Source organism: Microbacterium paraoxydans (assembly GCF_900105335.1).
GTDB lineage: Bacteria > Actinomycetota > Actinomycetes > Actinomycetales > Microbacteriaceae > Microbacterium > Microbacterium paraoxydans.
In genome coordinates this window covers 2,191,416-2,211,564 of record NZ_LT629770.1, presented here as the reverse complement: position 1 = coordinate 2,211,564, position 20,149 = coordinate 2,191,416, and the positions used below count along the sequence as shown (strand labels likewise).

21 protein-coding genes are annotated in these 20,149 nt (G+C 71.6%); 12 read left to right on the top strand and 9 right to left on the bottom strand.

Annotated features, from left to right (window positions below):
• Window positions 1-82: 82 nt before the first annotated feature.
• The 5 genes from BLU02_RS10960 (at window position 83) to BLU02_RS17600 (ending at window position 4,392) form a co-directional block, all read left to right on the top strand.
• A complete protein-coding gene (locus tag BLU02_RS10960; RefSeq protein WP_060921289.1) occupies window positions 83-1,033 on the top strand; it encodes a helix-turn-helix transcriptional regulator in 951 nt (316 codons plus the stop codon).
• A gap of 138 nt (window positions 1,034-1,171) precedes the next feature.
• Window positions 1,172-1,435 (top strand): type II toxin-antitoxin system Phd/YefM family antitoxin, encoded by a 264-nt coding sequence (locus tag BLU02_RS10955; RefSeq protein ID WP_060921288.1) that lies wholly within the window; start codon window positions 1,172-1,174, stop codon window positions 1,433-1,435.
• Window positions 1,432-1,812, top strand: a complete 381-nt coding sequence (locus tag BLU02_RS10950) for a PIN domain-containing protein (RefSeq protein ID WP_060921287.1) — start codon at window positions 1,432-1,434, stop codon at window positions 1,810-1,812. Before BLU02_RS10955 ends, BLU02_RS10950 begins: the two co-directional genes overlap by 4 nt.
• Before the next feature lie 109 nt (window positions 1,813-1,921).
• Window positions 1,922-4,249: a phosphoribosylformylglycinamidine synthase subunit PurL gene (purL, locus tag BLU02_RS10945; protein WP_060921286.1), complete on the top strand. Its 2,328-nt coding sequence runs from the start codon at window positions 1,922-1,924 to the stop codon at window positions 4,247-4,249.
• Window positions 4,249-4,392 carry a hypothetical protein gene (locus BLU02_RS17600; RefSeq protein WP_017202962.1) on the top strand — a complete coding sequence of 48 codons (144 nt, stop codon included), beginning with the start codon at window positions 4,249-4,251 and terminating at the stop codon, window positions 4,390-4,392. Before purL ends, BLU02_RS17600 begins: the two co-directional genes overlap by 1 nt.
• Window positions 4,393-4,470: 78 nt before the next feature.
• Here the strand turns inward: BLU02_RS17600 and BLU02_RS10940 are convergent, their stop codons facing one another.
• Complete coding sequence (locus tag BLU02_RS10940) at window positions 4,471-5,043, bottom strand: TetR/AcrR family transcriptional regulator (RefSeq protein ID WP_025104106.1); 573 nt, start codon at window positions 5,041-5,043, stop codon at window positions 4,471-4,473.
• A 68-nt stretch (window positions 5,044-5,111) separates the two neighbouring features.
• On the opposite strand from BLU02_RS10940, the gene BLU02_RS10935 reads away from it, so the two are divergent.
• From BLU02_RS10935 to BLU02_RS10925, 3 genes are all read left to right on the top strand, one after another.
• Window positions 5,112-7,649, top strand: a complete 2,538-nt coding sequence (locus BLU02_RS10935) for an MMPL family transporter (protein WP_060921285.1) — start codon at window positions 5,112-5,114, stop codon at window positions 7,647-7,649.
• Between the two features lie 245 nt (window positions 7,650-7,894).
• Window positions 7,895-8,239, top strand: coding sequence for a TraR/DksA family transcriptional regulator (locus BLU02_RS10930; protein WP_060921284.1), 345 nt, complete (start codon window positions 7,895-7,897; stop codon window positions 8,237-8,239).
• A gap of 21 nt (window positions 8,240-8,260) precedes the next feature.
• Entirely contained in the window at window positions 8,261-8,698 is a 438-nt protein-coding gene (locus tag BLU02_RS10925; protein ID WP_060921283.1) for a VOC family protein, read from the top strand.
• A 100-nt stretch (window positions 8,699-8,798) separates the two neighbouring features.
• Here the strand turns inward: BLU02_RS10925 and BLU02_RS10920 are convergent, their stop codons facing one another.
• Window positions 8,799-9,647: a Gfo/Idh/MocA family oxidoreductase gene (locus BLU02_RS10920; protein ID WP_060921282.1), complete on the bottom strand. Its 849-nt coding sequence runs from the start codon at window positions 9,645-9,647 to the stop codon at window positions 8,799-8,801.
• A gap of 65 nt (window positions 9,648-9,712) precedes the next feature.
• Between BLU02_RS10920 and BLU02_RS10915 the strand changes: the two genes are divergently transcribed.
• Both BLU02_RS10915 and BLU02_RS10910 read left to right on the top strand, forming a co-directional pair.
• Window positions 9,713-10,534: a hypothetical protein gene (locus BLU02_RS10915; protein WP_060921281.1), complete on the top strand. Its 822-nt coding sequence runs from the start codon at window positions 9,713-9,715 to the stop codon at window positions 10,532-10,534.
• Window positions 10,531-11,379 (top strand): SMP-30/gluconolactonase/LRE family protein, encoded by an 849-nt coding sequence (locus BLU02_RS10910; protein WP_060921280.1) that lies wholly within the window; start codon window positions 10,531-10,533, stop codon window positions 11,377-11,379. Before BLU02_RS10915 ends, BLU02_RS10910 begins: the two co-directional genes overlap by 4 nt.
• 266 nt (window positions 11,380-11,645) lie before the next feature.
• Here the strand turns inward: BLU02_RS10910 and BLU02_RS10905 are convergent, their stop codons facing one another.
• Both BLU02_RS10905 and BLU02_RS10900 read right to left on the bottom strand, forming a co-directional pair.
• Entirely contained in the window at window positions 11,646-12,503 is an 858-nt protein-coding gene (locus BLU02_RS10905) for a fumarylacetoacetate hydrolase family protein (RefSeq protein WP_060921279.1), read from the bottom strand.
• 10 nt (window positions 12,504-12,513) lie between these two features.
• Entirely contained in the window at window positions 12,514-13,488 is a 975-nt protein-coding gene (locus tag BLU02_RS10900) for a C-terminal binding protein (protein WP_060921278.1), read from the bottom strand.
• Window positions 13,489-13,565: 77 nt separating this feature from the next.
• Between BLU02_RS10900 and BLU02_RS10895 the strand changes: the two genes are divergently transcribed.
• Both BLU02_RS10895 and BLU02_RS10890 read left to right on the top strand, forming a co-directional pair.
• Complete coding sequence (locus BLU02_RS10895; protein ID WP_060921277.1) at window positions 13,566-14,315, top strand: SDR family NAD(P)-dependent oxidoreductase; 750 nt, start codon at window positions 13,566-13,568, stop codon at window positions 14,313-14,315.
• Entirely contained in the window at window positions 14,308-14,658 is a 351-nt protein-coding gene (locus tag BLU02_RS10890) for a nuclear transport factor 2 family protein (RefSeq protein WP_060921276.1), read from the top strand. The genes BLU02_RS10895 and BLU02_RS10890 overlap by 8 nt, the downstream gene beginning before the upstream one ends.
• A gap of 69 nt (window positions 14,659-14,727) precedes the next feature.
• Here BLU02_RS10890 and dinB read toward each other — a convergent pair whose 3' ends face one another.
• The 5 genes from dinB to BLU02_RS10865 all read right to left on the bottom strand — a co-directional run bounded on the left by dinB (window position 14,728) and on the right by BLU02_RS10865 (window position 20,121).
• The gene (gene dinB / locus BLU02_RS10885) at window positions 14,728-15,924 is read right to left on the bottom strand and encodes a DNA polymerase IV (RefSeq protein ID WP_060921275.1); all 1,197 of its coding nucleotides are present in this window, start codon (window positions 15,922-15,924) and stop codon (window positions 14,728-14,730) included.
• A 62-nt stretch (window positions 15,925-15,986) separates the two neighbouring features.
• Window positions 15,987-16,790: an SDR family NAD(P)-dependent oxidoreductase gene (locus BLU02_RS10880; RefSeq protein ID WP_060921274.1), complete on the bottom strand. Its 804-nt coding sequence runs from the start codon at window positions 16,788-16,790 to the stop codon at window positions 15,987-15,989.
• Window position 16,791: 1 nt separating this feature from the next.
• A complete protein-coding gene (locus BLU02_RS10875) occupies window positions 16,792-17,868 on the bottom strand; it encodes an enolase C-terminal domain-like protein (RefSeq protein WP_060921273.1) in 1,077 nt (358 codons plus the stop codon).
• A complete protein-coding gene (locus BLU02_RS10870; protein ID WP_060921272.1) occupies window positions 17,865-18,623 on the bottom strand; it encodes an SDR family NAD(P)-dependent oxidoreductase in 759 nt (252 codons plus the stop codon). Before BLU02_RS10870 ends, BLU02_RS10875 begins: the two co-directional genes overlap by 4 nt.
• Before the next feature lie 25 nt (window positions 18,624-18,648).
• Window positions 18,649-20,121 (bottom strand): hypothetical protein, encoded by a 1,473-nt coding sequence (locus tag BLU02_RS10865; RefSeq protein ID WP_060921271.1) that lies wholly within the window; start codon window positions 20,119-20,121, stop codon window positions 18,649-18,651.
• Window positions 20,122-20,149: the final 28 nt, after the last annotated feature.

The following is a 20,149-nucleotide window of genomic DNA, read 5'->3' as shown; positions in this document are numbered from 1 at the left end:
GGCCCGCCGATCGGACCGTGTGAGCCCACCGTCACAGCAGTAGAGGTCTGTTTCTGTCCGCTTCCTCGCACAGAATGGAGCCATGACCGGAAGCTCGTCGCGGATGCTCGCGCTGCTGTCCCTGCTGCAGGCGACACGGGACTGGCCGGGCGGGGAGCTCGCCGACCGCCTCGGCGTCACACCGCGCACGGTGCGCCGCGACGTCGATCGGCTGCGCACGCTCGGCTACCGCATCGGATCGAGCAAGGGCCCGTACGGCGGCTATCGCCTCGAAGCGGGGTCGGATATGCCGCCGCTCCTGTTCGACGACGAGCAGGCCGTGACGATCGCCGTCGCCCTGCAGAGTGCGAGCGCGACCGGGATCGAGGTCACCGAGGCCGCTCAGCGCGCTCTCGCGACCGTCCGTCAGGTCATGCCCTCGCGCCTGCGCCACCGCATCGACGGGATCCGCTTCGACGGAGCACCCGCCGAGGTCCGCGCCGAGCCGGCCGTGCTGGAGGCGGCGAGCGCGGCGGTACGCGACCGGAAGGTGCTCCGCTTCGACTACGGCTCCGAGCGGGACCGCCCGCCACGGCGCACGGAGCCCCATGCCGTCGTGGCGCGCGAGGGCCGCTGGTACCTGCTGGCCTGGGACCAGGACGCGGCCGACTGGCGCACGTATCGCCTCGATCGACTGCGGCCGCGGACGCCGACCGGCCCCTCCTTCGCGCCGCGGCCTCTTCCCGCCGCGGACGCGCAGACCTTCCTCGCCGCCCGCGCCAAGGGCTCGACGACCGAGGACCGCTGGCCGTGCACGGGGGTGGTGGACATCGCCCTGCCCGCGAGGGAGGTGGCGCCGTGGGTCGGAGACGGCGCTGCGGTGCCGCTGTCGGAGGACTCGTGCCGGGTCACGGTCGGCTCCTGGTCATGGACGGGTGTGCTCGCCGCGGTGGCCCGGTTCGACGCGCCGTTCACGGTGGTCCGGCCCGAGGCCCTGCGCGAAGCGGCGGGGATGCTGGCGCAGCGGTTCGCGGCAGCGCACTCCTCCTCCTGACGCCGCCCTTCAGGAGAGTTATCCAGAGCCTTCGGGGAGATCCGTCCGTGCGGCCTCGCAATGTCGCCGAGCGATGGTTCACTGGACCCACGAATCGGAGAACTAGTAGTTCTACTACTTTGGATCTACCCTGAGGAGATGGGCACCGTGTCGAAGACCGAACTGAATCAGCAGACCGCGCGGGTGCTGGCGCGCGTCACCGCCGGCGAACACCTGACCGTGACAGACCGCGGGCGCCCGATCGCCGAGCTGTCGCCGCCCGCCGAGACGGCATGGACGCGCATGATCGCCAACGGGCGGGTGACGCTGCCCCGCGCGAGCGGTCCGCTCCGCCGCGCCCCCGTGCCGGACTCGCTGTCCGTGACGGAGATCCTCGACGAGCTTCGGGCCGACCGGTCGTGATCTACCTCGACACCTCAGCGGCTGCGAAGGCACTCATCGAGGAAGAGGGGTCGGAAGCGGTCGTCCGCGCTTTCGCGAACGGCAGCGAGTTCGTCTCCTCGCGCCTCCTCGCCGTGGAGCTGCACGCGCTCGCCGACCGCCGCTCCCTCGACCGCGAGGCCGTCGTCGACCTCCTCGACCGCGTCGCGCTCGTCTCCCTCGACGACGAAACGCTGACCGCGGCCATCCGGGCAGGCTCAGGGCTCCGCACTCTGGATGCTCTCCACCTCGCCGCCGCACTCGAACTCGGCGACGTGGTCACCGCGCTCCTCACCTTCGACCGTGAGCTGGCGGCCGCCGCACGCGCACAGGGCCTGAGCCTCGCCGAGCTGCCATGACGCCGCCGCCTTCCCACCCCGACGCCGTGCGACAGCACGCACGAGAGAACGGCCCCGACCGCGCCGGTAGACTGAACACGCCCCGCCGGCCCCTTCCTTTGGAGTGCGCGTGACCACCGCCCCTGCACCTTCCCCCCAGCACGTCCCCGACTCCGTCGAGAACGCGATCGCGACGCCCGAGAAGGAGCAGCCGTACGGCGCCCTCGGGCTCAAGGACGACGAGTACGCGCGCATCAAGGAGATCCTCGGCCGCCGCCCCACCTCGGGCGAGCTGGCGATGTACTCGGTGATGTGGTCGGAGCACTGCTCCTACAAGTCGAGCAAGAACTACCTGCGCCGCTTCGGCCAGAAGGTCTCCGACGAGATGAGGGAACGCCTGATGGTCGGCATGGGCCAGAACGCGGGCGTCGTCGACGTCGGCGAGGGCTGGGCCGTCACCTTCAAGGCCGAGTCGCACAACCACCCGTCGTTCATCGAGCCGTTCCAGGGTGCGGCCACCGGCGTCGGCGGCATCGTCCGCGACATCATCTCGATGGGCGCGCGCCCCGTCGCCGTCATGGATGCGCTGCGCTTCGGTGCGATCGACCACCCGGACACCGCCCGCGTCGTGCACGGCGTGACCAGCGGCATCAGCTTCTACGGCAACTGCCTCGGTCTTCCGAACATCGGCGGCGAGACGGTCTTCGACAGCGTCTACCAGGCCAACCCGCTCGTGAACGCGCTCGCGGTGGGCGTGCTGCGGCATGAAGACCTCAAGCTCGCCAACGCCACCGGCGTCGGCAACAAGGTCGTGCTGTTCGGCGCCCGCACGGGTGGCGACGGCATCGGCGGTGCGAGCATCCTGGCCTCCGACACGTTCGCCGACGGCGGCCCCACCAAGCGCCCCGCCGTGCAGGTGGGCGACCCGTTCGCCGAGAAGGTGCTCATCGAGTGCTGTCTGGAGCTCTACCGCGGCGAGCTCGTCGAGGCCATCCAGGACCTCGGCGCCGCCGGCATCTCCTGCGCGACCAGCGAGCTCGCGGCCAACGGCAACAGCGGCATGCACGTCTCGCTCGACAACGTGCTGCTGCGCGACCCCACGCTGACGGCGGAAGAGATCCTCATGTCGGAGTCGCAGGAGCGCATGATGGCGATCGTCGCCCCTGAGAAGCTCGACGCCTTCCTGGCCGTCGTGAACAAGTGGGAGGTCGAGACCTCCGTGCTCGGCGAGGTCACCGGCGACGGACGCCTCATCATCGACTGGCAGGGCGAGCGCATCGTCGACGTCGACCCCTCGACCGTCGCGGTCGACGGTCCCGTCTACGACCGTCCGGTCGCCTACCCGACGTGGATCGACGCCCTACAGGCGGACGCCGCCGAGAACCTGCCTCGCGCGAACGATGCCGAGACGCTGCGCGAGCAGTTCCTCGCCCTCGTCGCCTCCCCGAACCTCGCCGACACGAGCTGGATCACGAACCAGTACGACTACTACGTGCTCGGCAACACGGCCCTGAGCTTCCCCGACGACGCCGGCATGATCCGCGTGGACGAGGAGTCCGGCCTCGGCTTCTCCGTCGCGACGGACGCCAACGGCCGCTACTGCCAGCTCGACCCGTACGCCGGCGCGCAGCTCGCCCTCGCCGAGGCGTACCGCAACGTCGCCGTGACCGGTGCCGTGCCGACCGCGATCACCGACTGCCTCAACTTCGGTTCTCCCGAGAACCCCGAGGTCATGTGGCAGTTCGGGCAGACCGTCGACGGCCTCGCAGACGGCTGCTACGAACTGGGCACTCCGGTCACCGGCGGCAACGTCTCGTTCTACAACCAGACCGGCGATGTGCCGATCCACCCGACCCCGCTCGTCGGCGTGCTGGGCATCATCGACGACGTCTCCCGCCGCATCCCGTCCGGATGGCAGGACGAGGGGCAGAACATCTATCTGCTCGGCACCACCTCGACCGAGCTCTCCGGCTCCGCGTGGGCCGAGGTCGTGCACCAGCACCTCGGCGGCCGCCCGCCGAAGGTCGACCTCGCGGGCGAGAAGCGCCTCGCCGGACTGCTCGCCGCCGCCCGGGACGAGTGGCTCATCTCCTCGGCGCACGACCTCTCCGAAGGTGGTCTCGCGCAGGCCCTGGCCGAGGGCGTCATGCGCTTCGGCGTCGGTGCCCGCGTCTGGCTCAACGAGATCATCGAGCGCGACGGCGTGGACGCCGCGACCGCCCTGTTCTCCGAGTCGACCGGCCGCGTGATCGTGACCGTTCCTCGCGAGGACGACGTGAAGTTCCGCGGGCTCTGCGAGGGCCGCGGCTACCCGGTCGCCCGCATCGGCGTCACGGACAGCGAGCCGCAGCTCGAGGTGCAGGACGTCTTCACCGTCTCGGCCGCCGAGCTCCGCGAGCGCTCGCAGGCCACGCTGCCGTCGTACTTCGGTCCGACCGTCACGGAGCCGGTGGCCTGATGAGCGGCGACGGCCTCAGCGAGGACTACGGCGACCTCGGCGAGAAGCGCAACCGGCGCATCCGCATCATCGCGTGGACCGTCATCGTGGCGCTGATCCTCGGTGGCGGCGGCGCGACCGTGCTCACCCTGCTCCTCGGCTGATCCGGGCCCGCGTCGCAGATTCGCACCCGGGTCGCGGGGACTCCATGAATCCGTGCGACGTCGTGCGGACCCGCGACCTCAGCGCGCGAAGAGGTAGCGGGTCAGGGCGACGACGGAACCCGGATCGTGGGCCTCGCGGCCGAGGGACTCCACGATGATGGCCCCGAGGATGGCGCGACCGAGCTGCTCGACCGGGGCGTCCTCCGGCAGCTGACCGTCGCGGATGCCGCCGCGGAGACGCTCCGACAGGTACTTCTCCACCCCGAGGCTCTCCCCGAGGTGAGCGCCGACCGACGCATCCTCCGTGGCCGCGGCCACGAGCGACCGCAGCAGCACGCCGCCCTGCGGCTTCTCGAGAATGGAGAGCACGCTCCGCAGCCAGGTCTCCACGTCGGCGGAGAGGTCTCCGGTGTCGGGCACGACGAAGTCCACGGGGATGAGGCGTCCCTCGGCCAGGCACTCCCCGATGAGGGCGCCGCGCGACGGCCACCAGCGGTAGATGGTCTGCTTGCCGACCTTGGCCTCCTTGGCGATGCCCTCGATCGTGAGCCGGTCGTACCCCTGATTGTGGAAGAGCCGGGCCGTCGCGTCGAGGATCGCCTCGCGGGCCGCCGTGCTGCGCACAGGGCCGCTGCGATGCTCGTTCACCATGCGTTCAGGATAGCCACAGATCTCTAGACGAGACGTGCCGTATGCTCTTTTCGTCTGAAGGAGATCACGTGGCTTCACTGCTGTTCCGTCTGGGTTCTTTCGCTGCGCGCAGGGCGTGGACGGTGATCGTCTCCTGGGTGGTCATCCTCGGGCTCGGCGTCGGCGCCTTCCTCACCTTCGGCGGCACGCTGAGCAACAGCTTCGACATCCCCGGCACCGCCTCGGGCGAGGTCACCGATCAGCTCGCCGACAAGTTGCCGGACACCGCCGGCGGCACCGGGACGGTCGTCTATCGGACGGTCGACGGCGAGCCCTTCACCGACGAGCAGAAGCAGGCGATCTCCGACCTCGCCGCGAGCGCGGAAGACCTCGACGGCGTCGCCTCCGTCGTCGACCCGTTCGACGCCCAGCGGCAGCAGGATGAGCAGGCGAAGGAGCTGACCGACGGCCGGACCCAGCTCGAGAACGGGCAGGCCCAGCTCGACGCCGGCCAGGCCCAGCTCGACGATGGCCGGGCACAGCTCGACGCCGGGATCACCCAGCTCGAAGGCGCGCGGGCTCAGGCCGAGGCCGCCGGCGCGCCGCCCGAGCAGACCGCCGCGCTCGACGCGCAGCTCGCAGAGCTGAACGCCCAGCTCGCGCAGCTCGAGGCCCAGCAGGCCACCATCGACGCGAACCGCGACGAACTCGCCGACAACGCGGAGCAGCTGGAGCTCGGCACAACCCTCCTCGACCTCGCGGACGGCATCGGCGTCCTCTCGGAGGACGGCTCCACGGCGATCGTCAACGTCTCCTTCGTCGACCCGCGCCTGGAGCTCGCCGAAGAGACCAAGCAGAGCACCATCGCCCACTTCCAGGACGAGGAGATCGACGGTGTGACGGTCGACTTCGGCACCGACATCGCCCAGGGCGTGCCGGAGATCTTCGGCGTCGGCGAGGCCATCGGTCTCGCGTTCGCCGCCGTCGTGCTCATCGTGATGCTGGGTTCGCTGATCGGTGCGGCCCTGCCCATCGTCACCGCCGTGGTCGGCGTCGGGGTGGGCGTCACGGCGTCCCTGGCGTTCTCCGGCGTCGTCGACATGGCCTCGGTCACTCCCGTCCTCGGCGTGATGCTGGGGCTCGCGGTCGGCATCGACTACTCCCTCTTCATCGTGAACCGGCACCGCAAGCAGCTGCTGGCCGGGTCGCCCGTGCGCGAGTCCATCGGTCTGGCCACCGGCACCTCCGGGACCGCGGTGGTGTTCGCGGGGACCACCGTCATCGTCGCGCTCCTCGCCCTCAACGTGACGGGCGTGCCGTTCCTCGGCCTCATGGGCACGGTGGGCGCCGTCTGCGTCGCCGTCGCCGTGCTCGTGGCCGTGACCCTCGCCCCGGCGATCCTCGGCCTCGTCGGCACCCGACTGCTCGGTCGCAAGGCGCGGGCGACGATCGGCCAGGAGCACGCGGCCGGGAAGCCCGTGCGCCGGATGTCGACGCTGCGCGCGGTCGTCACCGCCCTCGTCAGCGTCGTCGCGCTGCTCGTGATCGCGATCCCCGCCATGTCGATGCGCCTCGGCCTTCCGGACGGGTCGAGCGAACCCGCCGACTCCACCAGCTACCGCGCGTTCCAGACCGTCGACGAGCAGTTCGGCGAGGGCGCGAACGGGCCGCTCCTGGTGACCGCGACCCTCGACGACGCCGTGAGCGACGACGACCTGCTGGCCACCCAGGTGACCGTCGCGGAGAAGATCGCCGAGCAGGACGACGTGGTCGCGGTGGCCCCCATCGCCACGTCGGACGACAACACGCTCCTCGCCTTCCAGGTGCTGCCCGCCGAAGGCCCGAACAGCGCCTCCACCGAGGAGCTGGTGCAGGACCTGCGGGGTCTCCCCGAGATCAACGGCGGCATCACCCTCGGCGTCGCCGGTCAGGCTGCCACCAACATCGACATCTCCGAGGCGCTGGCGAGCGTGCTCCCGCTGTACCTCGTGGTCGTCGTGGGCCTGTCGCTGCTCATCATGATCGTCGTGTTCCGCTCGCTGCTCGTGCCGCTCATCGCCACGGGAGGGTTCGTGCTGTCGCTGTTCGCGACGTACGGACTCATCGTCGCGGTGTTCCAGTGGGGGTGGGGCGCCGACCTCATCGGATTGCACAGCACCGGTCCGATCCTGAGCTTCCTGCCGGTGATCCTCGTCGGCATCCTGTTCGGACTCGCGATGGACTACCAGCTCTTCCTCGCGTCGGGGATGCGGGAGGCCTACGTGCACGGCGCCTCCGCGCGCGATGCCGTGGCCCAGGGCTTCCGGGCCGGGCGCTCGGTGGTCATCGCGGCCGCGCTCATCATGGTGTCGGTGTTCGGCGGGTTCGTGTTCTCGGAGTCGACCATCATCCGGTCCATCGGGTTCGGTCTCGCTTTCGGCGTGCTGCTCGATGCATTCGTGGTGCGGATGCTGCTGATGCCCGCGCTCATGCACCTGCTCGGACGCTCGGCTTGGTGGCTGCCGAAGTGGCTCGACCGCATCATCCCGAACGTCGACATGGAGGGCGCGGCGCTGGAGCGGGACCACCCCAGCGTGCACACCGACTCCGTGCCCACCGTGGAGGCGCCGCGCACCCGTCGCGGCTGAACCGCGTTCGCGGGTTCAGGCAGTCCGGGAGGACAGGCAGTCACGCCGGTTCAGGCGCCTGTCACCGGTGTCGCCTGAACCCGCGCGGGCGCCTGATCCTGCGCGAGCGGTCGCGGGGGCAGGCTGTCCGGAGAGGACAGGCGGGCGCGGGAGTTCAGGCACCTGCTGCCGATGTCGCCTGATCTCGCGGGGATGCCTGGTCCGGCGACGACGCGAGTGTCGCAGGGCGGGCCTAGAGTGGGCGGATGGATCTGCGAGCGCTGTTGCAAGAGCGCCGCGCCGAGGCCGAAGCCCGCGTCACGGCGACGGCGACTACGCTCGCGGAGCTCATGCACGACCGCGAGGGCTCGAACGACGATGACGAGCACGACCCGGAGGGGGTGACGCTCTCGTCGGAGTGGTCCCGACTGTCGGGGCTCGCCGAGGCGGCGCAGGCGGAGCTCCGCCAGGTGGACGAGGCGCTGATGCGGATGGACGCCGGAACCTACGGCATCTGCGCGCACTGCGGGCGGCCCATCCCGCCGGAGCGCCTGGAGGTGCGGCCGTTCGCGGAATACTGCGTGGCCTGCGCCGGGAAGCTCGGTCGTTGACGCCGGAGTAGCATCGCGGGCATGGCCATCGCCTTCGAGAACGTCGGGATCGCCGTGCGCGACCTCGACGCCACCATCGCCTTCTTCACCGACCTGGGCCTCTCCGTGGTCGGACGGGACGAGGTCAGCGGCGAGTGGGCGTCCACCGCGGTCGGGCTCGACGGGAACCATGCGCGGATCGCCGTGCTGCAGACCCCGGACGGGCACGGGCAGATCGAGCTGTTCGAGTACATCCATCCCGAGGCGATCGAGACGCAGCCGACGAGGCCGAACGAGATCGGCATGCACCGGATCGCCTTCTCCGTCGACGACATCGACGCCTCCCTCGCCATCGCCGCCCGACACGGATTCCACCCCTTGCGCGGCGTCGCGAACTACCGGGACATCTACCGGCTCACCTACCTCCGCGGCCCCAGCGGGATCATCCTCATGCTCGCGCAGGACCTCACGAAGGCCTGATTCCGAATCCTGGGCCCGACTTCGGAGACGGCAGGCGACACGCCGCCGCACAGGGCCTGTCGACCGCGCGGCGGATCCGATCTCCGAAACTGTGCCCGGGTCAGCGGGAGGCGAGGGCCTCGGCGACCTGTTCGAGTACGGCGATCGGAGCGCGCATCTCGGACGCGGGAACCGGCGGCTCGCCGGTCTCCAGCATCCCGGCGAAGGCACGGACGCCGGGCTGCACGTAGCCGGGGCCGATCGGGATCTCCCAGCTCGCGATGCCCCGGCGGCCGACGACGGTCGCCCGGAACGGCACCTGACTATCCCCGTCCGGCCGCACGAACTCCAGCGCCACCGGCACCCCGCCGACCCGGTAGCGGGCGACGACACCCGCGGGCAGGGACTGCACCTCGACGTCCTCCGCGATGCCGGGCCGCAGAACCTGGGCGAGATCGGCGAGGTGGATGCCGTAGAAGAAGATGCCGCTGTACGGGCTGTCCGGATCGGCCGGCCCCATGACGGTGACCGCCTGGACCTCCCCGATGCGGGCGGCCTCCGCCACGAGCTCCGCGGTGTCCGCGAGCCAACGGAGCGTGGACGACGAGGTGACGGGCACCCGGCCACGCTGCGCGGCGGCGAGGATCGCGTCAGCATCGGCGACGGTCGCCGCGAGCGGCTTGTCGACCCAGACCGGCACCCCGGCTTCCAGGAAGGGGACGGCGAGGGCGCGATGATCGGCACCGTCGCGGGCGGTCACGATGAGCGCATCCACCGTGCCGAGGAGCGCGCCCGCCTCGTCGACGACACGTTCGATGCCGCCGAGCGCGGCCAGTTCCCGCGTGCGCTCCGGCTCCCCTGCCACGAGGGCCGTGATCCGCACGGGCACGTCCGGGGCCTCGACGTTCAGGAAGCGGACGATCTCCGTGGCGTGGCTGTTCTCGATCCCGACGATGCCGACGCTCTTCATGCGGCCGCCCTCCCTCTCGTGCGGGCCCCCGGCGACCCGCCGTCGCGCAGTAGGCTGAACCCATCATGGACGAGTTCATCCGGGGCTTCTGGAACTTCGCGGGTGACTACTGGTGGCTCGTCTTCCCGATCATGGGCATGGCCGGCGGAGTCGCCAAGGCCTGGGAGCGCGGCTCCAAGCGTCGGCACGAGCGCCGGCTGGAGGCCCTGCGCATGAAGGCGCAGGTCAAGACCGCCGAGATCGAGGCGCGCGCGGCCGTCCGGCAGGCGAAGCACGGCGGTCCCACTGTCGTCGACACGACGGCGTCGGTGGCGCCCGACGACCTGCTCGCCCGCCTCTTCGCCGAGCACGACGAGATCACCGCGCGCTGGCTGGACTACGAGCTCGACGTCGCCAAGCTCATCGCGTTCCCCGCCATGAGCGACGGCCGCCAGCCGCTGACGGCCGCCTTCCTCCGCGCGAAGAAGACCGCGGACGCGCTGCGTCCGGCCTCCGCCGACGCGAAGCTCACGGAGCAGCAGATCGCGGAGTACCTGCAGGCCGTCGGCGACTACGCGGTCGCGTTCGAGATCGCGGAGAAGGACGCCCGGCGCCTGCGCGACTCGACGTTCACCGAGGCCGAGCGCAAGCGCCTCGACCGCGCGCAGCAGCTCCTCAAGGTCGCCGTGGACGAGTCGGCGACGCAGTCCGAGCGGAACATCGCCTACAAGCGGGTGCGCGAGGAGCTCGACGGCCTCATCCTGCTCTCCGACGAGGCCGTGACCGTGCTCGAGAAGCAGGTCGCGAAGGAGCTTCCGTCCGCGCCGGCCGCAGCGGCGGATCATGCCGACCCCGTTCCGGAGCCGCTCCCCGTGACCGACCCGCGGCGGACGGCGGAGGGCGCATGACCCCCGAGAACGTGACCGGACCGGTCGCCGTCCACGCCGAGGCCCCGGTCTGGTGGCCCGGGTGGGGCGGCCTGCGCTGGGTCGACGGAGACGCGGGCGATCTGCTCACCCTCCGCGGCGACGAGATCGTCCGCCAGCACATCGACGACGAGTACCTCGCGTTCTTCCGGCCGCGGACGGCCGGGGGCTTCGTGGCGGTCGGGGCACGCACCCTGTACCTCGCCGACGGTCCCGATGCGGAGGCCCGTCCCGTCGCGACGCTGCTCGACGACGACGCGGTACGCATGAACGACGGCTGCTGCGACCCGCGAGGACGACTCCTGGCCGGATCGATGTCCACGGACTCCACCGCGGGTGCCGGGACCGTGCTCCGCATCGACGCCGCCCTCGACGTGACCACGGTGCTCCCCCGCGTGACCTCGTCCAACGGTGTCAGCTACTCCCCGGACGGCCGCCGCGTCTACTACGTGGACACCGACACCGGCCGGATCGACGTGTTCGACGTGACCGAGGGCGACCTCCGCGGACGCCGGGTGTTCGCCCACATCCCCGAAGACGACGGCGTGCCCGACGGCCTCACGGTCGCCGCGGACGGCAGCGTCTGGGTCGCGCTGTGGGGCGGGGGCCGCGTGCGCGGGTTCGAGCCGTCCGGGGCCGTGCGCGAGGACATCGTGCTGCCGGTGCCGCAGGTCAGTGCCTGCACGTTCGGGGGCGACGACCTCGGCACGCTCCTCATCACGACCTCCGCACAGGGCCTGCCGTCCGATCACGGCACCGCCGCGGGCTCGGTGTTCGCGGTGCGCCCCGGGGTGCACGGCCTCCCGGTCCTCCCCTTCGCCGGCTGACCCCGGCGCGGGTTCAGGCGCTCGCGCGGCATCAGGCACCTTTCCCGTCCAGCCGCCTGAGCCCGCGCGGATGCCTGAGTTCACGTGGATGCCTGAGCCGCCGGGGGCTTGCGGCAACAGGCTGTCGCGCGAAAGCAGGCACCTCTCCCTCCAGCCGCCTGAGCCCGCGCGGATGCCTGAGCCCGCGCAGGCGCCAGCGGTGGGTGAGGGCTCTACCCGGGACACGGTTGCACTCAGCGAAAGGAACCGTGCCCCGGGCACAGGCCTCACCCGAGACGGACCCGCTCCGTGCGCTGGTGCTGGCGGCCGAGCCGTTCGATCTCGATGGTCATCTCGTCGCCGTCCTGCAGGTAGGGGAAGCGTCCGGACAGCGCGACACCCTGCGGGGTGCCGGTGTTGATGACATCGCCGGGTTCGAGCACGAGGTAATGGCTGAGCTCGTGCACCAGCTGCAGCACGGGGAAGATCATGTCGGCGGTGGAGGAGTCCTGCCGCGGCTCGCCGTTCACGAAGGATCGGAGGCGCAGCGCCTGAGGATCGACCTCGTCCGCGGGGACCAGTGCCGGGCCGAGGGGGTTGAACGTCTCGGAGCACTTCCCCTTCGACCACTGTCCGCCGGAGACCTCGAGTTGATACGCGCGCTCGGACACGTCGTTCGAGATGGTGTAGCCGGCGATCACGTCGCGCGCGGCCTCGACGGAGGGCAGGTACCGCGCTGTGCGGCCGATGACGACCGCGAGCTCGACCTCCCAGTCGACCTTCTCCGCGCCCGGCGGCAGGAGCACGACATCGTCCGGACCCACGACCGTGTTCGGGTGCTTGAAGAACACCACCGGGTGTGCGGGCGGCTCGGCGCCGGACTCCGCCGCGTGCGCCGCGTAGTTCTGGCCGATGCAGATCACCGCGGTCGGCCGCGCCACGGGGGCGCCGACGCGCAGTCCCGTGGTCTCCACCTGCGGCAGGGAGCCGTCCGCGAGCGCCGCCCGCACGCGGACGATGCCGTCCGCGGCGAGGAAGGCGCCGTCGATGTCGCGGGTCAGGGAGCTGAGATCGCGCACCACGCCCTCGTCATCGCGGACGTATGGACGCTCGTGGCCGATCGCGCCGAGTCGCAGCAGTTCCATGGGAGTCCTCTCAGCGCGCGGCGGCGAAGGCCGGGTTGACGATGGGCACGGCCTCGCCCGCGAGCGAGCGGATCACGTTCTCGGCGGCGTGCACGGGAAGATCCGCCAGAGCCTCCGGGGAGTACCAGGCGGCGTGCGGCGTGAGCAGCACGGTGTCGAGCGCGCGCAGCGGGGACGCCGCGGGGAGCGGCTCCTCCGCGAAGACGTCGAGAGCGGCACCGGCGAGCCGGCCGTCGCGGAGCGCCGCGGCCAGGGCGTCCTCGTCGATGAGCGGACCCCGGCAGGTGTTCACGATCACAGCGTCCGGCTTCATCGTCGCCAGGGCCGCGGCGTCGATCAGATGGCGGGTCTCGTCCGTCAGCGGCACGTGCAGGGTGAGGATGTCGGCGCGGGCGATCGCCGACGGGATGTCCACGGGCTCACAGCCCGCGTCGCGCACGGCGTCGTCGGAGGCGTACGGGTCGGCCACCAGCACGCGGAAGCCGAGCGCCCGGCACCCGCGGGCGACGATCGATCCGATGCGCCCGAAGCCGAGCACCGACACGGTGGTGGAGGACGGCCGCACGGCGAGCGGGCGGGCGTCGACCGCCTTCCAGACGCCCTCCCGCACGGCGCGGTCGTAGGCGGAGAGGCCGCGGGCCTGGGTCATGATCATCGCGACGGTGTGCGCGGCGACCTCTTCGATGCAGTAGCTCGGCGTGTTCGCGACGGCGATGCCGCGGGCCGCGGCGGCCTCGACGTCGATCATGTCGTAGCCGATGCCGACACGGCTGATGAAGCGGAGGTTCGGCAGGCGGTCCATGAGGGCGCCGTCGATGCGCGCCCACTGCACGACCAGCGCCTCGGCGTCGGCTCCGGCGGCGGCGATGTCGTCCGGGCTCCCGGAGGCGGCGCGCTCGGCACGGAGGCCGGCGGCGCGGAGGGTGTCTTCGATGACGGTTCCCGGGAGGTCGCAGTCGGTGACGAGGATGAACGGCGCGGTCATGGATGCGATGCTATAGCATCTAGCAACTTCTCGTACAGCGCTGTCCCGAGAGCGCGTTCTTGCTATAGCGTTTAGGCATGACTGTTCGCCGCGCACTCGTCACGGGCGCCAGTTCCGGCATCGGAACCGCCGCCGCCCTCGAACTCGCCCGCGAGGGCGTCGCCCTCTGGATCACCTACGCCGGACGGGAGGCCGAAGCCGTCCGCGTGGCGGAGGAGTGCCGCGCGGCGGGCTCCCCGGACGTCCACGTGTCGCGCCTCGACCTCCGCGACCCCGACTCCATCGCCGCGCTCATCGCCGAGATCACGGCGGCGTGGGACGACCTGCACGTCGTCGTCAACAACGGCGGCGTCTGCCCCTACACCCCGTACCCCGAGATAAACATCGAGGAGTGGGACTTCGTCCTGGAGACGAACGCCCGCGGCACCTTCCTGCTCACCCGCGCGGCGCTCCCCCTGCTCCGGGCCGCCGACGGCGACCGCTCCGTCATCAACATCGCCTCGATCGCCGGGCAGGTCGGCGCGCTGCAGACGGGCATCCACTACGCGGCCAGCAAGGGGGCGATCCTCGCGATCACCCGCAGCTTCGCCCGGCACCTCGCCGCCGAGGGCATCCGCGTCAACGCCGTCACGCCCGGCCCGGTCGCCAGCGCGATCACGGATCAGCTTCAGGGCGAGGGCCGCGCGAAGCTCGAGTCGGGCATCCCCCTCGGCGCGTTCGGTCAGCCGGAGGACGTCGCCTGGATCATCGCGTCGCTCGCCTCGGAGCGGGCCCGCTTCATCACCGGAGCCACCTACGACGTCAACGGAGGAGTTCGCATTGACTGACCGCACCGCCCAGGACCGTTCTGCCCTCGACACCGTGCAGGCGCAGCTCGACGCCTTCAACGCCCACGACCTCGACGCCTTCGTCGCGACCTATGCCGACGACGCCGTGGTCACCGGGGTTGCACCTGAACCCCTCGTCGGGTCGGCTGCGATCCGTGCCTTCTACGAGCCGCGGCTGCAGAACCCGGAGCTCTCCTGCGTGATCGACACGAGCGTCCTGTTCGGCTCCCGCTGGGTCGTCGCGCAGGAGCGGGTGATCAACGCCGGCGTCGCGACGGAGACCATCGCGACCTTCGACGTGGTCGACGGCATGATCTCGCGGGCGTCGATGCTCAAGGCCTGACCCGCTTCGAATCGCCCGATTGGCTGTATTTCCGGCCGAAATGGGACCATTCAGGCGATTCGAAAGGGGTCAGTGGTGCTCCGGCAGCACCGGGGACGACCAACCGGGGTCTCGACCGAGCTGAGCGGCACGGGCGACCGAGGCGGAGCCGTAGCGGTCGCGGAGCGTGTCGAGCACGGTGTCGAGGCGAGACTCGTCGCCCCAGTCGATCGGCAGCTCGGGCGGGACGCTGTCCGCCGCGTCGAGCTGGGTGAGCGAGAGACCGAGCAGGGTGATACCGCGACCGCTGATCTCGGGCTGCGCCGCGGCGAGGAGCGTGCGGGCGACGGCGAGCAGCAGGGCGGTGCGGTCGGTCGGCGCGCGCAGCGACCGCGAACGGGTGGCCTTCGTGAAGTCGCCGAAGCGCAGGCGCAGCACCACCGTCCGGCACACGCGGTCGCCGTCGCGGAGACGCCGCGCGAGCCGGTCGACGATCTGGGTGAGGATCACGTCGAGCTCTTCCGGCGACCGCGGACGGACGCTGAGCGCCCGCTGCGACCCGATCGATCCCCGGCGCCTCGTCGTGTCCACGGGGCGGGGGTCCCGCAGGCGGGCGAGAGCATGGACGTGCGCTCCGGTGGCCTTTCCGAGCATGCGCTCCGCGGTCGCGGCCTCGAGCTCCGCGAGCTGTCCGACCGTGCGGATGCCGTAGCGGTGCAGCTTCTCCGCCGTCACCGCGCCGACGCCCCACAGCCGCTCGACGGGGAGCGGCAGCAGGAACTCCTCCTCCCGATCGGGCTCGACGACGAGGAGTCCGTCGGGCTTGCTCACCGCACTCGCGACCTTCGCGAGGAACTTCGTGCGGGCGACGCCGACCGAGATCGCCAGGCCCGCCTCGGCGCGCACCCGCTCCCGCAGCCGGACGGCGATGGCCTCGGGAGTGCCGGCGATGCGTCGCAGGCCGCCGACCTCGAGGAACGCCTCGTCGATGGAGAGCCCTTCCACGAGCGGGGTGGTGTCGCGGAAGATGCGGAAGACGTCTTTGCTGGCCGCGGAGTAGGCCTCCATCCGCGGCGGCACGACGACGGCGTCGGGGCACAGCTCCCGCGCCTGCCGGCCGCCCATCGCCGTGCGGATGCCTCGCGCCTTCGCCTCGTAGCTCGCGGCCAGCACGACCCCGCCGCCGACGATCACCGGACGCCCGCGGAGCTCCGGCGCATCACGCTGCTCGACCGAGGCGTAGAACGCATCGAGATCGGCGTGCAGAACCGTCGCTTCCCCGCGCATCCCGTTCTCCCGTCGACGAAGCGGATCGTCGCACGGACCAGGGACATCGGCGTGGCCGGTGTTCAGGAGGCCGGGGGCGCCTCGAAACGCTTCCGCAGCGCGGGGTCGAGCGTGATGTCGCCGAACGACGCCGTCCAGGCTCCGTCGACCGCGATGGACTGCCCGGAGAGGTAGGGGGCCTCGTCGGAGAGCAGGAACGCCGTCACCGCGGCGACCTCCTCCGCACGGGCGATGCGTCCCATCGGCGGACCCTCCGCGAGCAGGCGCTCCTCCGCCGCAGGGTCGGCCGCCCGGGCGATCTGCGCCTCCAGATGCGGGGTGCGCACGCCGCCCGGCGCGACGGTGTTCGCCCGTATGCCCACTCCGCCATATGTCACCGCGACACTGCGACTCAGGGCGTCGATGCCGCCCTTCGTGAACTCGTACGCGGCGTGATCGACGAAGCTCGACCGCCCGTGGATCGAGCCGATGTTCACGATCGCCCCGGCCACGCCCTGATCGAGGAACGCTGTGACCGCCGCCGAGCACCCCCAGAGGTAGCCGAAGCCGTTGATGTCGACGATCTCCCGCACGACCGTCTCGTCGAGCTCGTGCAGCGGCGTGCGCTTCGTGATGCCCGCGTTGTTGACCCAGCCCGCCAGCGGAGCCCTGGCGCGCGCCGCGGCGGCGGCACGCTCGTGGGCGCTCCGATCGGCGGCGTCGCCGAGCACGACCTCGGCGACGATGCCCTCCTCCACAGTCCCGGAGCCGGGCGAGCGTTCGAGCCCGACCACGATCCAGCCGTCGGCGGTGAGCCGCTCGGCCACCGCGCGGCCGATGCCCTTGCCGCTGCCGGTGACCACGACGCTGCGCGGGGAAGGTGTCATGTCAGTCCCTCTCGAATCGGAAGACGGCGGGATCGAGGCCGAAGCCGAGCCCCGGAGCCGTGGGGGGCGTGACGGTGCCGGCGAACCGCGGCCCGCCCGTGACGAACGAGGGTGCGGGGTCGTAGGGATTCACCCCGCGGGCGAAGGTCTCCACCTGGATGCCGAGGTGCGCCGTGACCTCGGGATAGACGTGTCCGGACACGGGGACACCGCGCTCCGTCGCCCAGGCGATGAGCTCGCGCGCGGGAGTGATGCCGCCGATCGCGACGACGTCGACGCGCAGCGCGTCGACCTCTCCCACTTCTACCAGGGCCCGCAGCACGGCGGGGTCGGTCACCTCGTCGCCCACCGCCACCGGCAGTCCGGTCTCCCGCCGGATGCGGGCGACACCGGCCGCGTCCTCGGGGAGCAGCGGATCCTCCAGCCAGGCCAGGCGCGGCTCGCCCCACTGCGCCACCTCCGCCACGGCGGCCTCCGCGTCGGGCCAGCCGAAGCCCACGTCCACGACGAGTCCGGTCGACGTCGGCAGCTCGGCGCCGAGGATCGCGAGCAGTTCGCGCATGTATGCCGGATCGGGAATGCGCGAGATCTTCACCTGCGCCCAGCCGTCCGCCTGCGCGAGCACCTCATCGGCGACCTCCCGCGGCGTGCGCTGCGGAGACGGATACGCGGCGACGAGCATCCCCTCCCGCGGGGCGTCGCCCGTGCCGAGCAGGGCCCACAGCGGCACGCCGGCTCGACGGGCCGCGATGTCCCACAGGGCGATGTCGACGAGGCCGATCGCCCGCCGCACGAGCCCCACCCGTCCGACGATCGCGCTGCCGCGGAGCATCCGGTCCCACGCGGCCGCCGGGTCGTCGGCGTCGAGCCCCACCGCGTGCGGGGCCACCAGGCGGTCGACGATCTCCGCCATCGGGGCCTCGCGCGACAGGCAGTAGGCGACCCCGGTGGTGCCGTCGTCCGCCGTCACCTGCACCGCGGAGTACTCCCGCCGCGTGACCGTCATCGCACCGAGCTGCAGCGGTGCCGGAAGGGGCAGGACCGCGGTGGCCGTGTCGATCCGGGCGACGGCGGTCATTCGGGCTTCTTCGCGAGGGGCACGCCGTAGTCCACCATGAAGCCGCCGTCGACGTACAGCGTCTGCCCGTTCATGTAGCGCGACTGGTCGGACACGAGGAAGCTCACGGCCGCGGCGATCTCACTCGCGTCGGCCAGGCGCTTCGCGGGGATGCGGGACAGGATCGTGTCGAGGCTCAGTGTCCCCTGCTCGACGCCCTGCCGGAACACCCCGGTGTCGACGTAGCCCGGGGCGACAGCGTTGACACGGACACCGCGCGCCGCCCACTCGGCTCCGGCCGTCGAAGTGAGTCCGATGACGGCGGCCTTGGTCGTGGCATACGGCGCCCGCCCCGCGGAGCCTCGCGAGGAGATGGAGGAGATGTTGACGATACGGCCCTCACCCCGGTCGAGCATGCGCTTCCCGGCAGCTTGGAGCGCCGAGAACACCCCGTGCAGGTTCACGTCCACGACCGCGGACCACTCGTCCCACGTGAGGTCTTCGATCCCACGATGACGCTGGATCCCGGCGTTGTTCACGAGCACCTCGATGGGCCCGAGCTCCGCCTCGATCTCGCCGAAGACCCGGTCGACGGCGGCATGGTCGGTGACATCGAGCTCCCGCCACAGGATCCCGGCGGGGTTCTCGCCCGCGGTGAGCCCGGGGACGCGATCCGTCGCGACGACGAGGTACCCATCTGCGGAGAGCCGCTGTCCGATCTCCCAGCCGATGCCGGCCGAGCCTCCGGTGACGATGGCGACGGGGCGCGCGGTCATGTCTCTCCTCTACCTCGGGGATTTGCTATAGCAACTCTATCCCGTTCGAATCGCGCAACTGGTTCGATTTCGGCCGGAAATGGAGCAAAGTGGGCGATTCGAAGGCGGAGTTACCCCAGCAACCCGGCCACGACCGACACAGCGTGGGACTCCAGGAGCTCCAGGCGCCGGGAGCCAAGGGGGTCTGCCAGGACTGATAGGCGCCGCGGTCGTAGGCTGCGCGGGTCGGGAGATACACGAACCCCGGGCCGTTCGTGAGGTTCATCACCACGATCGGCGTCTCCGGGAACCGCTCCCGCAGAGTCGTCTGCAGCCGCGAGTACGCCTCGCCCGGATGCCCCACGATCACGGCGTCTCCGAGCCGCCACGCCCACACGGGGTGCGACACGGTCGGCCCCTCGATGTAGCCGTCACGGAGGTTCCGCGCCCGTCCGAGGCGCTCCTCCCGGGACCGGGGGTCGATGTCCTTCCACTCCTCCGCGAGCTCGTCCAGGGTGGGCAGGTCGCGCAGCGGCAGCTCGACCGCCGAGAGGACTCCCGCCGTCCCGTCGCCGCCGTCCGCGGGAGTCCCGGTCCAGATCGCGAGCGGAGCCCCCGACTCCACGACACCATCCAGCGTCAGCTCCTCGCCCGGCACCGGAAGCCCGTCCAGCGCCGCGAGCACCGCGTGCCCGAGTGAGCGTCCGTGCCGGTCGGCCACCGCGACGTCGCCGGTGTACTGCTCCCGCGGGGCCAGCTCGCCCGAGGCCCCCTGCACGAACAGGCACGGTGCGCCGGTCGCGGCCTCCACGATCTCGCGCATCGCGCCGACGTAGTCCGGGGACACCTCCCGGTGCTGCCAGGCCAGGGTCGTCGGATGGCAGGCGTAGTTCACCAGCGTCGCCCGCACCTCCCCGTCGATGCTGATCCGGCCGATCGTCACCGTGTCGTCGGCGGTGCCCTGCGGGTTGTAGCCGACGAGCGCGCGGCCGTCGAGGTCGAGCTCACGCTCCGCCGCGAGGGTGCAGGTGCCCGTGGTCCACTCGATGAGCCCCGGTCGCGCGGCCTCCAGCGCCTCACGCCCGGCGGCGATGCCCGCGGCAGCAAGCGCCTCCAGGTACCCGGGGATGAGCTCCCCGCCCGGGAGATGCGCATCCGCGGCACAGAGCACGGCCCCCGCGTGGGTGTGCGAGAGCGAGAGCATGAGTTGATCGGGCGCGAGGCGCAGACCGTCGAGGATGGCCCCGCGCACGCCCTGCTCGTCCGCGACCCGGCGCCACCACGTGCCGTCCACGGCGAGCAGCACCCGGGGCCGCTCGTCCGCGGCCACCACGGCGAGCGCGGTCAGCGCGAACGGCCGGTGCGCCCCCTCGGACCGCTCCCAGTCGGCCGGGCCCCAGTTCTTGGCGCGGATGCCGACGGGCGGGGTGATGTCGCGCCGGGCGACGCCGATGCGCGCCCGCGTGCGGGGGATGCGGATGCGGTCTCCGAGGTGCGTCGCGGCTGCCGTGTGATTCACGCGTGGTCCTCCCTGATGTCCATGATGC